Source organism: Candidatus Babeliales bacterium, assembly GCA_019749895.1.
Classification (GTDB): domain Bacteria; phylum Babelota; class Babeliae; order Babelales; family RVW-14; genus AaIE-18.
In genome coordinates this window covers 21,028-36,148 of the sequence record JAIEPG010000008.1, presented here as the reverse complement: position 1 = coordinate 36,148, position 15,121 = coordinate 21,028, and the positions used below count along the sequence as shown (strand labels likewise).

The 15,121-nt window shown below is 41.9% G+C and carries 13 protein-coding genes; 7 read left to right on the top strand and 6 right to left on the bottom strand.

Annotation, left to right across the window (positions count from 1 at the left end; translation table 11 throughout):
* The first annotated feature begins 101 nt into the window (after window positions 1–101).
* The 5 genes from K2W90_05665 to K2W90_05645 all read left to right on the top strand — a co-directional run bounded on the left by K2W90_05665 (window position 102) and on the right by K2W90_05645 (window position 7,774).
* Window positions 102–3,560, top strand: a complete 3,459-nt coding sequence (locus K2W90_05665) for a hypothetical protein (GenBank protein MBY0353823.1) — start codon at window positions 102–104, stop codon at window positions 3,558–3,560.
* A gap of 43 nt (window positions 3,561–3,603) precedes the next feature.
* Window positions 3,604–5,115, top strand: a complete 1,512-nt coding sequence (locus K2W90_05660; protein ID MBY0353822.1) for a hypothetical protein — start codon at window positions 3,604–3,606, stop codon at window positions 5,113–5,115.
* Window positions 5,116–5,239: 124 nt separating this feature from the next.
* Window positions 5,240–5,824, top strand: coding sequence for a nitroreductase family protein (locus K2W90_05655; GenBank protein ID MBY0353821.1), 585 nt, complete (start codon window positions 5,240–5,242; stop codon window positions 5,822–5,824).
* Window positions 5,817–6,398 (top strand): nitroreductase family protein, encoded by a 582-nt coding sequence (locus tag K2W90_05650; protein MBY0353820.1) that lies wholly within the window; start codon window positions 5,817–5,819, stop codon window positions 6,396–6,398. Before K2W90_05655 ends, K2W90_05650 begins: the two co-directional genes overlap by 8 nt.
* Window positions 6,395–7,774 carry a DNA photolyase family protein gene (locus tag K2W90_05645; protein MBY0353819.1) on the top strand — a complete coding sequence of 460 codons (1,380 nt, stop codon included), beginning with the start codon at window positions 6,395–6,397 and terminating at the stop codon, window positions 7,772–7,774. The genes K2W90_05650 and K2W90_05645 overlap by 4 nt, the downstream gene beginning before the upstream one ends.
* Here K2W90_05645 and K2W90_05640 read toward each other — a convergent pair.
* The 3 genes from K2W90_05640 to K2W90_05630 form a co-directional block, all read right to left on the bottom strand.
* Window positions 7,755–8,417, bottom strand: coding sequence for a hypothetical protein (locus tag K2W90_05640; protein MBY0353818.1), 663 nt, complete (start codon window positions 8,415–8,417; stop codon window positions 7,755–7,757). The two genes, K2W90_05645 and K2W90_05640, sit on opposite strands and share 20 nt — an antisense overlap.
* A 238-nt stretch (window positions 8,418–8,655) precedes the next feature.
* Window positions 8,656–9,333, bottom strand: coding sequence for a hypothetical protein (locus K2W90_05635; GenBank protein ID MBY0353817.1), 678 nt, complete (start codon window positions 9,331–9,333; stop codon window positions 8,656–8,658).
* Between the two features lie 27 nt (window positions 9,334–9,360).
* On the bottom strand, window positions 9,361–10,044 hold the full coding sequence (locus tag K2W90_05630) for a hypothetical protein (GenBank protein MBY0353816.1): 684 nt from the start codon (window positions 10,042–10,044) through the stop codon (window positions 9,361–9,363).
* Between the two features lie 168 nt (window positions 10,045–10,212).
* Here K2W90_05630 and thyX point away from each other — a divergent pair, with 168 nt between their 5' ends.
* Together thyX and dcd are read left to right on the top strand one after the other, a co-directional pair.
* Window positions 10,213–10,923 carry an FAD-dependent thymidylate synthase gene (thyX, locus tag K2W90_05625; protein MBY0353815.1) on the top strand — a complete coding sequence of 237 codons (711 nt, stop codon included), beginning with the start codon at window positions 10,213–10,215 and terminating at the stop codon, window positions 10,921–10,923.
* A 13-nt stretch (window positions 10,924–10,936) separates the two neighbouring features.
* Window positions 10,937–11,503, top strand: coding sequence for a dCTP deaminase (gene dcd, locus K2W90_05620; protein ID MBY0353814.1), 567 nt, complete (start codon window positions 10,937–10,939; stop codon window positions 11,501–11,503).
* Between the two features lie 2 nt (window positions 11,504–11,505).
* Here dcd and K2W90_05615 read toward each other — a convergent pair whose 3' ends face one another.
* From K2W90_05615 to K2W90_05605, 3 genes are all read right to left on the bottom strand, one after another.
* The gene (locus K2W90_05615; GenBank protein MBY0353813.1) at window positions 11,506–12,453 is read right to left on the bottom strand and encodes a DMT family transporter; all 948 of its coding nucleotides are present in this window, start codon (window positions 12,451–12,453) and stop codon (window positions 11,506–11,508) included.
* Between the two features lie 117 nt (window positions 12,454–12,570).
* The gene (locus K2W90_05610; protein MBY0353812.1) at window positions 12,571–13,890 is read right to left on the bottom strand and encodes a TolC family protein; all 1,320 of its coding nucleotides are present in this window, start codon (window positions 13,888–13,890) and stop codon (window positions 12,571–12,573) included.
* Window positions 13,891–13,921: 31 nt separating this feature from the next.
* Window positions 13,922–14,995, bottom strand: a complete 1,074-nt coding sequence (locus K2W90_05605) for a glycosyltransferase family 9 protein (protein ID MBY0353811.1) — start codon at window positions 14,993–14,995, stop codon at window positions 13,922–13,924.
* Window positions 14,996–15,121: the final 126 nt, after the last annotated feature.

Sequence of the window (15,121 nt, the reverse complement as noted above, 5' to 3'; positions counted from 1 at the left end):
ACTCGGCAAATAGGAAAAATGTTACACTAAACATAGGAAAAATATTTTCTTGCTGAAATTAATACGGCAAAAAGTGTGTTAACTAAAAACAAGGAGTTCTTATGAGTATGATGAAGAGAAATAAAGGATGGGGGCTTTTTCTAGGCCTTCTCATTCTTTTAGCAGGCCTTGGCGTTACTAATGTTAGTGCTGCTGGTAGTGGCAACGATACAAAGTCAACCAAAGAGCAGAAGAAGGAAGAGCAAGCGCGCAAGAAAGAAGAACAAAAGCGTCAAAAAGAAGAAGAACAAGCTCGGAAGAAAGAAGAACAAGCCCGCAAAAAAGAAGAGCAAGAAAAGAAAAAAGAAGAACAAAAGCGTCAAAAAGAAGAAGAACAGGCTCGTAAGAAAGAAGAGCAAGAAAAGAAGAAGCAAGAAAAAGAAGATAAAAAAGCAGATAAAGACAAAGACAAAGATAATAAAGACGACAAAAATAAAGACGACAAAAATAAAGATAAAGATAAAGATAAAGACAATAAAGACGACAAAAATAAAGATGACAAGGATAAAGATAAAGACAATAAAGATGATAAAAAAGACAACGGTAAGGGATCGATCCTAGGTGACCTGAAAGATAAAGTAAAAGGTTTCTGGTCCGGCACCATGGTAAACCTGGAAAAAGAACGAGCTAAGCGTGAAGCTGAATGGGCTCGCAACAGGGATATCTTGAATGCACTTCCTGAAGGTACTGTCATTGCTATAAAAACAAACAAAAAGGGTCCTGGTAAAGGGAAGTTTATAGCCGTTGTTGATGGCAAATATCTTAAGCCAGTTCACGATAGTATTAAAAAAGTTAAAGCTGATGAAAATGCGCAGTTTAAAGTATTGCGTTCAGGCCACTTCTTTGGTTTACAGCAAGTTGCTGCGCCACAAAATAACTTGCAAAGTGTAAAAGATACATTTGAAGTTAGTTTTGAAAATAAGAATTTTGACGATGCACAAGCAAATCCTGCTCATTGGATGATTGAAGTAACCGGTAGCTTGAAAAAACAAGTTTGGTTTAAGAATTTAGAAACTGGCGGCTACTTGAGCGTGCGCGATCCTAAGAGCGATAAGTGGTCTAACGATGGACGCTTGTTTACGCGCGATCAACGTGTAATGGGCGAAGGCAAAGCACAGCCGGCTCAAAAAATGGGTTGGGAAACGTTTAGTATTGAAATTATAAAATCGGTTGCGGCACAGGCAACGGAGCAAGCTCAAACAATAGATACTGACGCATATCCGTTTAAAGAAGGCAACATTGTTGCCCTCAGATCGCATCCAAAAGGTTCAGGAAAAGGCAGATATCTCAATATTGTTGATGGCAAATATTTGTCTTCAAATGTTCAAGATTCAGGAGATCAAAACTCTCGCTTTAAAGTTTTACGTAAGGGTTATTGGGTTGGTTTCCAACGCTTAACGGATCCAAAATTTAACTTGCAAAGTAGTCCAGTTGTTCAGGCTGGTGACAATAATCCAGAATATTCGGTTCAATTCCAAAATGCAAACTTCCTTCAATGGGAATATTGGCAACCGGTTCAAGATGGTGAATATTGGACATTTAAAAACGAAGCAACCGACGGTTTCTTAACTATTCCTGGTGAAAAAACAAGTTGGGCAAAAGGCCGTGTTTGGACACGTGGTAAGAAAAATAGTCCTGCGCAAAATCGAACCAACAATGAGAAGTTTATTGTAGAAGTTATTGAAGACACGGGTATTGTTCGTGAAGAACCAAAACCTGCAGTGGTGCCAGTGGTTCCTGCAACACCGGGAGCAACTACTCCTCCAGTGCCAGTGGTGACTCCGCCAGTGCTGAGCGAAGAAGATAAGGAAAAACAACGCCTTCAACTTGAAAAGGATATTGCTGGTGTTGTCCCTACTCCGCGCGACACAGCTGCATTACAAAGCTTGAAAGCTGGTACGGTTGTAGCAATTAAAGTTGCCGGTTCTGCACATGCTGGCAGATACCTTCGCTTAGAAGATGGACAACATTTAATGCCAACCGGCTTAAATGCAAAAGATCCAAAGAGTCAGTTTGTAGTAATGCGTCTTGGCAATTGGATTGGCTTTAAGTCATACCAAGCAGCTGGTGGCATTTTGCAAGCAACGCCAAAGACTCACGAAGTTTCGTTTACTGGCGATGAATTCCAAAAAGATGAAAGCACCGATGTTCATTGGGCGCTTGTTCCAGAGCAAGATGGTAGTCTTGGGGTTGTGCAGTTGCATAATCAAGCTTCTGGTGGTTTCTTGAACGTTCTTTCTCCGGCTGCTCTTATGTCAGGAATTGCCATGACTGCAGACTTGAGTGGTGTTATAGCTGGGTTGTCTGATATTGAGCGTTTGGCAACGAGTAAAGATCTCAAAGGTCGCGCAGCAACACAAGACTTAGCTACAACTAAGTTTGCTATCGAAATTATTCAATCAGTTGGTGCTGAAACAACTGCTGGTGCACAAGCCTTTACCTACATTCCAGAGCTGTATCAACAAAGAACGCCTGCTTACCATGAAAATTGGAAGTTTGCCGAAGCTGGTTATGGCTGGGTTAAGTTCCAAGCGCGAGCTCTTGAAGGCATAGCAATTGCCCTTTCGGCTGCCATGAATCCTGCTAATGGTCCTACGTATGAAGTTCAAATAGGTCTTGCTGGTAATACTAAGTCTGCAATTATGGACGCTGGTAAATCAGTATTTGAAGTATCGTCTGACGTAGCCGGTAACCAAGATGCCGACGTTAGCGGTGGGCTTCCTCTTGAAGGCCAAGCGTGGGATGATTATTGGGTTATGTTTGATGAGCAAGGTAAAGTTTCTGCCGGTAAAGGTACAGAAGTTGGTAAGCGTTCTTTTATAGAATGGAAAGATGCTACGCCAGCAACCGATGTTCGTTATGTTGGTTTCAGCGACCTTGCAAGCCGTGCCGAATTTAAGAATATAACCTTTAGTCCTGCTCGACCAGTTGCTCCAAAATTGATTGTTCCTGCTGGATTTACCAAAGAAGAATCGGAACCATTTGTTAAGGTTACAATTGGTAGCTATCAAGACCAACTTGATGCATGGGCTCTTGATAAAGACGGTAAGCTTTATCATCGCGAAGCTGGTAGCTTGAGTGGCGACAATTGGGTTGCGGCTCCTGCTAAAGGTCAAGATGGTAAAGACCTTGGTAAAATAAAAGACGTTGAAGTTGGTGATGATGGTGTAGTACATCTTATTGCTGATTCAGGTCAAGTATATACTTTCATTCGCAGTGGTCAAAAGATGTTACCTGCTCCACGAGAAAACAGAGGGCCGGTAGTTCCAGTACCTGCTACTGTGGTAGTAAAACCGGCACTTGATGTTAAAGCTCTTGAAGAAAAGGTTGTACAAAAAGAAGAAGCACGCGGAAAAGTAAAGAACAAAAAAGAAGCAAAAAAGAAAAAAGATAAGCTTGCGCGCAAAAAGCCAGGGAAAAAAGGACATGCAGCTAAAGGTCATGCACTTCCAAAACGTAAGCCACTTAAAAAAGCAAAATCATTAAAAGAACAAAGAAATAAAAATAAGACTCAAAAGTAACACGGGCATTAGGGATACTGATTAAAAATATGAAAGGACTAAAATGAATAAGAAACAGATGGGACGGTGGTCTCTAAGCCTCTTGGTCATGCTCGCTATGACGCAGGCCATTTGGTCGGCGGCTGCGGTTGAAGATACTGCCGACGCGACTGTGGTAGATGCCGGTACAACAGAGCAGGCAGCGCCGAGCGAAAAGCCTAAAGTAGTAAAAAAACGAAGAGCTCAAGGTAGAAAGTTGCCAGAGAGTTTACGTAAAAAACGTGAAGTAAAGGCAAAGACAGCGCATTCACAGTCTCAAGATAGTCTGCGTGCAAAGAGAGAACGCAGAAGATCTCAGGCTGGTAAGCAAGCGCCTGTTCACCGACGCGTAGGCAAGAAAAAAGTAGTTAAGAAAAAGAAACAAACTCCTGCCAAAGCAGCAGTTGCAGCAGTTAGTGATGAGCAAGATGCAACGCCTGCAGCAACAACTACGGCAGTGACTCCAGCTGTTGTTACGGCAACACCTGCGGCAACAACAACTACTTCTGCACCATCTGCTACAACAGACTTAAAGGCTGGTATGTGGGCTAGTGTAGATTTAGGAGCTGCCAACCAAGGGCTTAAGTTAGATCATATTGCCGTTGGCGACCGTGATAACGTGTGGGCTTCTGTTGATAGTACCAAGGCTCTTTATCAGTTACAATCTGATGGTGGTTTTGAGTTGCAATCTACCGGTGATTCATTACTGGTAAGCGCTGGTAGTGATAACACTGTTGCGGTAGTAAATGCGTTGCATGATGTTTATGTGCTTGACAATGGTAAGTGGGACAAGATTTTAAGTGGTAAAAAGATTACCAGTCTTGCTGTTATTGATAAAGATAGCATGTGGGCAATTGAAGAGCGCGAAGGTATGAACTACCTGTGGCGTTATGAAAATGCAAAATGGGAACAAGCGAAGAGCAGTGATGGTAAGGAAGTTGTTGGGTTTAGCCAAGTTGCTACCAATGCTTCTGGCACCGTGTTTCTGCTAACACCAGAAGGTGAGCTTTATCATATGGGCCTTGCAGGTCTTACTGAAAAAGATGAAGAAGCGGTAGTTGAAGTAGTGAAAAAACCAGCAGCTCAAGTAGCGGCTGAAGAGCCAGCAGTAACAACGGGAACAGCAGTAGCTAGTACTGCGGCCGAGACAAAGGCTTTGGCTCTTGTCCATACGAAAATAAAAGATACAAGAAAGCAAATAACAGATTTGGGTGGAACAGTTGACCAAGCCAAAGAGCTTGCTAGTCAAAAACACGCCATTCAAGAGCGCAAAGATATTTTCAACACCAAGAAAGAAATTAGCGTTTTACAGACCAAATTCAAAAAACAAACTAATAAGAGCATGAAGAAGCAAACAATGACACGCATTGCTAGTGCTAAGAAAAAATTGGCAGCGTTGCAACAAGCAAGAAGCACACGCCTTGCAACTAAACTAAAAGATTATCAGGCTCAATTAGCTAGTTTGCAGGCAAGCAAGGCTGCACCAGCGCCTGTGGTTACGCCAGCGCCAATAGCAGTTGACGCATCGCTTGAATAAAAAGTTCTATAAAAATTGCAGTAAAAACTTAAAGGGTCGGCTTATCCGACCCTTTTTGCATTAAGGCCTTGCAAACGAAAATGTTCAACTTTAAACTTGGACTTTAACTATTCAAGGGCTTTTAATGAAAACAAGAAAAAATGAATATCCAGTAGACCATCACATTATAAACCGTTGGTCGCCGCGTGCTATTTCTAGCGACCCAATTTCTGACGAGCAGCTGATGTCTCTCTTTCAGGCGGCGCAGCAAGCGCAGGGTCTTGCACAGCGCAATCCGTGGCGTTTTGTTTATGCTAAAAAGGGTTCAGTTGAGTGGCAGCAGTTTTTTGATATCTTGGATCCGTTTAATAAAATGTGGGCCGAGCCGGCACATATTTTGTTGTTGGTGCTTTCTGAGCGGGGCTCTTCTGAGCAAGAAGAGCTTAATAACTCATTATTGACTGGTGCTGCATGCCAGTTTCTTGCTCTGCAGGGCTCGTGCTTGGGTTTGGTGGTGCATGCCATTGAAGGTTTTGATTATGAGCAGACATATCAAATTTTGGATGCAAAAAATTATACCGTTGAAGTGATGTTTGCGCTTGGTCAACCGGGTAATAAAGAACAACTACCAGATTTTATGCAGCTGCGCGAATATCCTTCGGGCCGTAAAGCCCTTAACGAATTAGTTTTTAAAGGTGAGTATAATAAAAAAGGGGAAGAAGATGAGTAAGCGTGTTTCAGAATATTCGATTAATAATTTGTTTCTTAATCGCTGGTCGCCTCGTGCTATGTCGGGTGAGGTGCTAACGCACAATGAGTTAATGTCGCTTTTTGAAGCGGCAAAGTGGGCGCCATCGTCGTACAACAATCAGCCGTGGCGCTTTATTTATGCAACAAGAGATTCTCAACATTGGCAAAAGTTTTTCGATTTGCTCGTGCCGTTTAATCAATCGTGGTGCAATAACGCAGCTGCTTTGGTTGTTGTTGCTGGGCATAAGTTATTTGAGTTTAACGGCAAACCATCGCGCACGTTTGCTTTTGATGCTGGCGCTGCCTGGGCAAATCTTGCACTGCAAGCAAGCTTAAGCGGTTTGATAGCGCACGGTATGGAAGGCTTTGATTACGCGCGTGCGCAGCAAGAGCTTGGCATTCCTGCCGATTATGAAGTGTTGGCAATGATTGCGCTTGGCAAGCCGGGCAGAAAAGAAGATTTGCCTGCTGAGTTGCAAGAGCGTGAAGAACCTTCTGATCGCAAGCCATTAGCTGATATTGTTTTTGAGGGTTCATTGGGCGGTAAAAAATGAGCAAGCAGTATGAGCGCTCGCTTTTTATTTTTCGGCGAGATTTGCGCTTAAACGATAATACCGGTTTATTAGCAGCGCTGGAACAATCTGAAGAGGTTGTTCCGTGTTTTATTTTTGATCCGCGCCAAGTTGACGATAACGAGTACAAAAGCGACAATGCTATTCGTTTTATGGTTGAGTCGCTCAAAGAATTAGCAGATCAACTAAAAAGCAAGCATGGTCGAATGTACTTTTTTTATGGGCACGCTGAAGATGTTGTTAAAAAATTATGCGTGCAGCTTAAGCTTAATGCAGTGTTTGTAAATCAAGATTATACGCCGTTTAGCATTAAGCGTGATCACGCTCTTGAGCGTGTGTGCAAAGATCATGATGTTGCGTTTCATAGCTTTGCCGATCTTTTGTTGCATGCGCCAGAAAAAAGTTTAAAAAAAGATGGTAAGCCCTACACGGTCTTTACGCCGTTTTACAAACGTATGTCGGTAGTTAAAGTTGAAGCGCCACGCAGCAATACCTTTAAAAATTACTTTACCGGCGCCATTGCAACTAGTTTCAAAAACCCTGAAGACAAGATCTCAATAAAATCGAGCAAGCAGGTGATTGTGCATGGTGGGCGGGGTGCTTGTTTAAAAATTTTGCGTACATTTGATGAGTTTAAAAATTATGCTAAAACGCGTGATATTCCGGTTATTTCTACAACACATTTGTCGGCTCATTTAAAATTTGGTACTTGCTCGGCACGCGAGGTTTTTTATGCCATTGCCAGTACGCTTGGGCGTTCGTCGCTCTTGCTCAAACAGCTTTATTGGCGAGATTTTTTTACCACCATTGCTTTTTACTTTCCGCGCGTTTTTGGACAGGCGTTTCGTGAAAAGTATAATCATATTGCTTGGTCAAAAAGCAAAAAAAACTTTGAAGCTTGGTGTAACGGCATGACCGGTTTTCCGCTGGTTGATGCCGGCATGCGTGAGTTGAACCAGACCGGATTTATGCACAACCGCGTGCGCATGGTGGTAGCATCATTTTTGGTAAAAGATTTGCATTTAGATTGGCGTTGGGGAGAAAAGTATTTTGCGCAAAAACTTGTTGATTATGATCCAGCAGTTAACAATGGCAATTGGCAGTGGTCAGCTTCAACCGGTTGCGATGCCCAGCCCTATTTTAGAATTTTTAACCCGTGGCTGCAGCAAAAGAAATATGATCCGCAGGTTGAATATATTAAGCAGTGGGTGCCTGAGCTTAAAAATTTGACTGCCAAACAAATTCATGCCTGGTACAAATATGAAAAGGAGCTGGATATAAAATACCCAGCTCCTTTAATTGATCATAGCGAAATGGCCGCGCAGGCTAAAAAGATGTTTAGCTCTGTACGACAATGATTTCGGTATTGTTAGTTTTTGGAAAAAGACTGCCACTAACAATATTGGACTGAAACATTGGTAAGCTGAGAGAAAAGATTGGAATGCTTACCATCATTATACCGCCCAGCATGTTTAAAAAGGGTGCATAGGTCATGTTAATGCCTGGAAGGAAAGTAGTTCCGTTGTTTGCGCCGAAATTAAGGCCTAAATCTAATGGCAATTCTTTATTAGAGTCGTAAAAATTTGTATCGGTGTTTACAAAGAAAATGAAATCAAGATTGTAGGAAATTTCACATTTCAAGCCCAAAGATGGTATAACTGATGTGTAGCTTCGTTTGAGAAGTGATCCTTCGTTGTTTTTATAGAGCATGTCGAATGTTGTTTTCTTTAGGCCAAGCCCTAGTCCGCAGCTGAATCCGGTGCCAACGGCACATCCAGTAATCTTGTAATCGCGCAATTGTGAAGCCGTAAGTTCACTAATTTTTTGAGCAGCGTCGTCGCTTGTTTGTGGTTTAACTGGGTTGTATTTAGATTGTGCTACTTCGTTAATCGTTTGTTTAACAATGTTCTTAATTTCATCTTCAGTAAATGATTGGTCTGCCAAGCACAAGCTTGCCTGCAATGAATAGAAAATCGCAAGAACGATTGTTCTTTTGTTCATAAAAAATCCCCTAAATGATTCTGCCAAACAACTATTATCTAAAAGCAGAAAAGCCCCCACAGCCCCAAGCTTCATAGCTTTATCACAGCTTTTATTATGAATGATGCAGGAGCTGCCGTCAAAGGCCTAAAAGGTGCCCAATTAGAAATATTTTTAAAAGGGAAATAAAAAAGAGCCGGACCGTTTAATCCAGCTCTTTTAGGTGATTTTATGCGTTTTTTGGCTTAACGAGGCTAAATTATGCAGGGGTCAGGCTGCCACCTGAAACGTAGCTTAAGCTTGGGCCTGCAAGTAAGAGTGGGATACTCAAGATCAGCATGCCGCCAGCCATGTTGGCAAAGCTGGCATACGTTATGCCAACACCAAGGCCAAGAGAAAGGTTGGCATCAATACCGTTGCCAATGATAATTGCTTTGTTTGAATCGTAAAAATTCATGTCAGTATTTACAAATAAAATAAGATCAAGCTTTATTGAAGCCTCAATTTTGAAACCAATTGTGTTAATTTTTGCTTGGTAATTACGCATTTTTATTTCGCCCGATTGGTTTTTGTACTGCACGGTGAACTCTGGGTTTTGTGTTTCTACAAAGAAAGCAAAGTTTGGATCAATACAAAATGAGAAGCCGGTTACTTTGTAGCTGCGTAATTTGGTAAGAAGTACTTCTTGGGCCTTTTCAAGTTCTTGAGCACTTTCGCTGGTATTTGGAACAAAGTTAAATACTTCGCCAATCAATGAAACAAGTTCTTCTTCGTGAAATGTTGCGGCTTGGTCAATTTTGTTATTGAGACTGTAAGGCAGGTTAGCGGTGCTTGCAACAGTTTGTAATGCATTTATAGCATCTTGAGATTCGCTCGCATAACAAAGACCGGTTTGTAGAGCCAATACCAACAAAGCTCTCGCGATATATCTTTTCATAAAACTCTCTTTCCTAAATAAAGTAACCTAGATATTTTCTCTGCTTTTGACAATTAATGCGTTCAAGTAGCTGCTGGCAGTTTTTATTGCTACAAACAGGAGGGTACTTGCTGCTGCCATGGTCAGTCGTTCTGCCAACGTTACCGGAATAAGCGTAATCCATTGTTCTGCAGTCATGGGTACCATATAAATCCACAGGATTGTGCCAATAGCGTGCGCAATAAACGTGCTACTCAGTGCGGTAAAAAAGACATTGCGAATAGTTAATTTTTCCAGCGTGTAAAGAGCTACTGGAACAAGCCAGAACCATGAATACACAAATGCTTGGCGGCCAACAGGATGTGCTACAAAAAGCGCCATGCAGATCATGGGGACTACCACTTGCAAAAATAAACGTGCCAGTGTTATGGTGCGTGAATTATTGGTAAGTGCTTGTGTTTGAATATTCCAGTTCATAGTTGCAAAAAAGAGTGGAATGCCGGTTGTGGTAATAGTTACGGTGGTGAACCATTTAAACAGGCCGTACGTTATGATAAACAGTGCTGCGCATGGCATGCTTGCAAGACCGCCAATGAGTGGGAAAACAGTGCTTACGCCCGTTAACGTAAATTTAAATGAACCCAAAATAGGGCTGATTGGCACAAAAAAACTGATAAGAGCAAGGATACCAAAAAGAACGAGTGATGTGTTTTTAACTCTCGAAGTCTTCATAAAAAACCCTCTCCAAAAAAAGTTATTATTTTTACCAAAGTTTAACGAAGTATACAAAGGGCGGGGGTTAAAATCAATGAGCGAAAGAGCTTGAACAGAAATTGTTTTTTGATAAGGTGTGAGTGCCCAGGTAACAAAAGATTCTTTTAACCACAGGATGGTATATTCATGAGTAATAAGTTAATGTTTGAAGATGGAATAGGCTTTGTTGAGTTGCTCGATGTTTTTGGCGACGATGTTTTAGTGGCCAACGGCGCGCGCGTTTCGTTTAACAAAGAATCGTGCAAAGAGCCTATTCTTGACCAAGAAGGTGAAATTATTGCGTACAAAGTTTCTGAACGTGATGAAAAGCTGATTAATTTTTTGGCAGAGCACAAGCACGTAACACCATTTTTTCATCCCATCATTCGGTTGCGCCTTTCTATGCCTCTTTTTGTAGCGCGGCAATGGTTTAAGCATGTGGTTGGCTTTGCGCGAAATGAAGTTTCGCGGCGCTATGTTGCGTACGAGCCAAAAGCTTTTATTCCCAATGTTTTGCGAAAAGCCGACAAAAATATTAAGCAAGGTTCTAGCAGCGAGCCAATTGAAAACAATGATGCTGTAGTTGCCGGCATGCATGAACATGTAGCAAAAGCTGTTGAGTACTACAATCATTTGCTTTCGATTGGTGTGTGCCCCGAGCAAGCACGTATCATTTTGCCGCAGTCAACGTATACAGAATTTATTGAAACAGGAAGCCTGGCTGCCTACGCGCGTTTGGTAAAGTTGCGCGATGAAGCGACTGCACAAAAAGAGATTCAAGACTACGCGCGGCGTGTTTCTGAGTTAATAGAGCCGCATTTTAAAGTTTCATGGAAAGCATTAATGCAATATCAGTAAAAAAAGGAGTGCTATGAGCATCAAGCCAGATTATTGGATTCGCAAGATGGCCATTGAAAAGAGAATGATAGAGCCTTTTGCCGAAGCGCAAGTGCGTGGGCAGGGTGAGAAAAAAGTAGTAAGTTACGGCGTGTCAAGTTACGGCTACGACGTACGTGTTGCTGATGAATTTAAAATTTTTACCAACGTTCACAACTCGATTATTGATCCAAAAAATTTTACCGAAGATTCATTTGTTGCGGTAAAGCGCGATGTTTGCATTATTCCGCCAAATTCGTTTGCGTTGGCCCGTACCGTAGAATATTTTCGCATCCCGCGCAATGTTCTTACTATTTGTTTAGGAAAATCGACGTACGCGCGCTGTGGCATTATTGTTAATGTAACCCCATTTGAGCCTGAGTGGGAAGGGCATGTGACTATAGAAATTTCCAATACCACGCCGCTTCCGGCCATGATTTATGCTTTTGAAGGTATTGCGCAAGTAATATTTTTTGAAGCTGAGCAGCCGTGCGATGTTTCGTATGCCGACCGAAAAGGAAAATATATGAAGCAACAAGGCATTACGTTGCCGTGCGTATAAAATTAATCTTCTGATATTTCTTGAAATTCTTTGGTTTCTTCGTCTTTTTGTTGCTGTTGAGAACGAGCGATCTTTAACTCTTCAGAATAGAAGACTAAGAAACCAATCATTACCAAAAAGCCTGAAAGATAAGCATCCCACGTAATTGCTTCGTTAAAGTAAATCCAGCTGGTAACTGCAGCTGAAACAGGCGCAAGAAGGCCGGCAAGCGAAAGCAAAGTTGCTGAATAGCGCTTGAGTAAGTATGCGTACAAATTGTAGCAAATAAAATTGGTGACCAAGATAATGAGCCCGAGCCATAAAAAGAACGTTGAAGGTTCGTTGATGTGCATTGGTGCACCAATAAAATGAGCAGTCCCCATGGCGCAGGTTCCACCAATCAGCATGTTTAGCCCGTTAAATTGTGGTGCAGGAATCTCGGTGTGCATGACTAGTTTTTTCATAACTACCCAGCAATAACTAAAGCACGAGACTGAAACGAGCATGGCAATTTCTGGCCACGACAAAAAGCCAATGCCTGCTGCTTGTTCAACCTGACTGCGAGCAACTAAAACCGGAATAATAGCGACAAAGCCAATCAGCAGGCCGCACCATTTTCTTGTGGTCGCTTTTTCTTTGAAAAATAAATACGAAAAAAAATACGAGACAAATGGCGCAAGATTATAAATTAATGCGGCTTTAATAACTGGCAGGTAGCTGAGCGCCCAGTAGCGCAGTACGTAGGGCAGGTAAATGCCAATTACACCAATTTGTGCGATATAAAAGAGCGACATGGCGTCGATGGTCACTTTATTTTTGCGGCCAACAAATGTTGCGTAAGCCGTTAAGAGTGCGCCGGCAATGAGCATGCGGATGGCTATAACAAAAATAGGGTTGGCAAAGCCGATTAAAATTTTGCTGATAGTCAGCGTGCAACCATACAAAAGCTGCATAAAAACAACTAAAAACATACCCACTCCCCCACATAGCTAGCGGCTTGTTGTACTTATTGACTGAAAAAACGGTAGGAAACAAAACAGAAAAAAGCATAACCCATTAATAAAAGCAGCTCTTTTTGGTAGGGATTATTATACTACTATTTTTTCAGAATAGCCACATTTATGCAACAATTCTTGCCTTCTCACTTCAGTGATAACTTTTTGGTTAATAAGTGCTATTTGGGCATTTTCCCAGGTGGTTTTGGCTGTGCTTAACTCGACTGTCGAAATAAGTCCGGTATCCATTTCTTGTTTGCGCAGCGTAAATTCGTTGCGAGCCCGAGCATAGTGAAACTTTTCTGCCCGCAGCCTGCTGGCTTCAAGGGCAAGGGTGTAATAGGCCGTTTCAACATCAGAACGGACCCGATTTTCAATTTCTTGTTTGAGCAGAGTGGCTTCAAGTTTTCTAGCGCGGGCTTGTTTTGCTTGATAGTCAATGATGGGAAGGTTAAAAATATCCCAGTCCATTCGTAAACCAAAGCTGTGAAAGTTACGAAAGCCGGTGATGTCTTTGCGTGTGGCGCCTGTTTGTCCGTGCAAGAAAAACCTTGGCAAATGTTGGTTGAGTGCAATTTTTTCATCTTCTTGCTGAAATTCGATATTCTTTTGTTGTTCTTTAATTTCAGGATGATTTTCAATAGCCAATGCATGATACACATTTACCGGTTCAAGTTTTATTTCGTGATCATCATTCCATACAAGTTTGGTAGTGGGTACCAAAGAACTTTTTGTTTTTTCTGACGGTAAGATGTTGAGGTTAATTACTTGTCCCATCAAAAATTCAAGACGGCGTTGAAAAATTTCTAGATTGTCGTGATAAACGTGTACGGTGGCAATATCGTTTGCATAATCTTCCGCATTTTTTAAAAAAACGTTTTTGTCGAGCAGATTGACTTTATTTTGATGGCTTGCTTGATCAAACACCGCTTGAGAAGAGGTGTTGAGAGCTCGAATAGCTTCGTTTTGTTGCTGAATTCGCCAGCATTCTAAAAAAGTTCGCGCAACATCGAGACGAACATCGTTATAACTTTGTTGGGTAAAATAGCGTTGTGCTTCGGTATTTTTTTGAGCTCGCTTTGCTTGTGCTTGTGGGCCAGAAAAATCATAAACCAACTGTTGGCCTTGTACAATTGCTGTTGTTTGTAAAACTTGTTGGCCGCTTTGTTGTGCAAGGTCGCCTAAAAAATTGGCAGTTGGGTAGTAGCCGGCCCAGGCTTTACGTTCTTCAACTTTGTTGACATAAATACGTTGTTCTAGAGCCTGCAGGCTGGGTTTATTTTTGTGCGCAATTTCTATTGCTTCTTCCAAGCTCAGCGTTGCCAGTGTCGTGCTTTCTGCTGGGGCATAAGCACGAGCCGGTTGCGTGTACGATGTTAAAAAAATTAACAATAAAAGAATGATATGCTTCATAGTTACTTCCTTTGCAAAAAAATTCAAAGTGCTAAAGGTTTGCATGTACTCGTTCCAGTATTTGGTCTGGTGTTAGTTTATACATGCAGTCTTGCACATTGCTATCTTTTTGTTCAGCACCATGAGTTTTTTGGTAAAAATGCGCACAAGGAACTTGAATTGCGTTTTTCTGATTTTGGCTCATAAGAAATGGCCCGTGCTTTTGTGCGTTGGTTGGTCCAAAAATGCCAATAGACTTTGTGCCAAAAAAGTCGGCAATGTGCAGCAAGCCGGTGTCTGGCGCAATAAGCAGCTGTGCCTTTTCAATCAGGTAGCTAGTGGTAATTAAATCCCATTTCGGTGCAAGTGCAATGGTTAAATTACGTTCTTTGCAAAATGCTGCCAGCATTTCGGCTTGGTCGCCAAAATCTTTGCCCAGCAAAATAACGGTGTGGTTGCGATACGTTGTTGCCTGCTCATGTGAAAAGATTTCAAGAAGCCTTTGCCATTGATCAAGCGGCCAGTGTTTTGAAGCCCAGGTAGTGTTGGGAGCCACAAGAATATATTTTTGTATGGTATTTTTGGCCAGCCACTCATCAACCACGTTTTGTTGCTCTGCTTTGATAGTCAGCGAGCAGTGCTGATGCAGCTGGTCAACGGTTGGGCAGCTGGTTGCCTGGCTCAAGTCGGCAACAACTGACGATGCTAATGCCAAATTTTTTTGAATAATATTCTGATAAACCGGGGCTGTGTGTTTATTGGTAAAAAACGACGTCATGCCACTGCGGGCGTTTTGGTAGTCAAAGCCGTACTTAGTGCCTTTTAGGCCCAGCATTAAGATAGTCGTTTTTAAAATACCTTGAAAGTCAATAATAGCGTCCCAGTTTGTCTGACGCATTTCGTGTACAATTTTTTTAGTTGCTTGCCAGTTACGTGGTGCCAAAAACTTGTCTGGCAGTACCCAGAGCTTGTCTAAAAAAGGTTGGTCGCGCAACAAGCTAACCGCTTTGTTTTGCACAACCCAACTGATTTGTGCTTCTGGAAGGCAGGTTTTTAAGAGAAAAAATGCAGGCAGTGTGTGTACCACATCGCCAATTGCCGAAACGCGGACAATAAGAATTTTCATGATTTTTGCAAAGCCGTTAAGGTTTTAAACTACCATTTGCATCTTAATTGATGAATTTAGTATACTCTTGATTCGTTCGCTTGTCATGATCTTTTAAAACAAGAAAAAAACGTTCAGTTGCCAAGG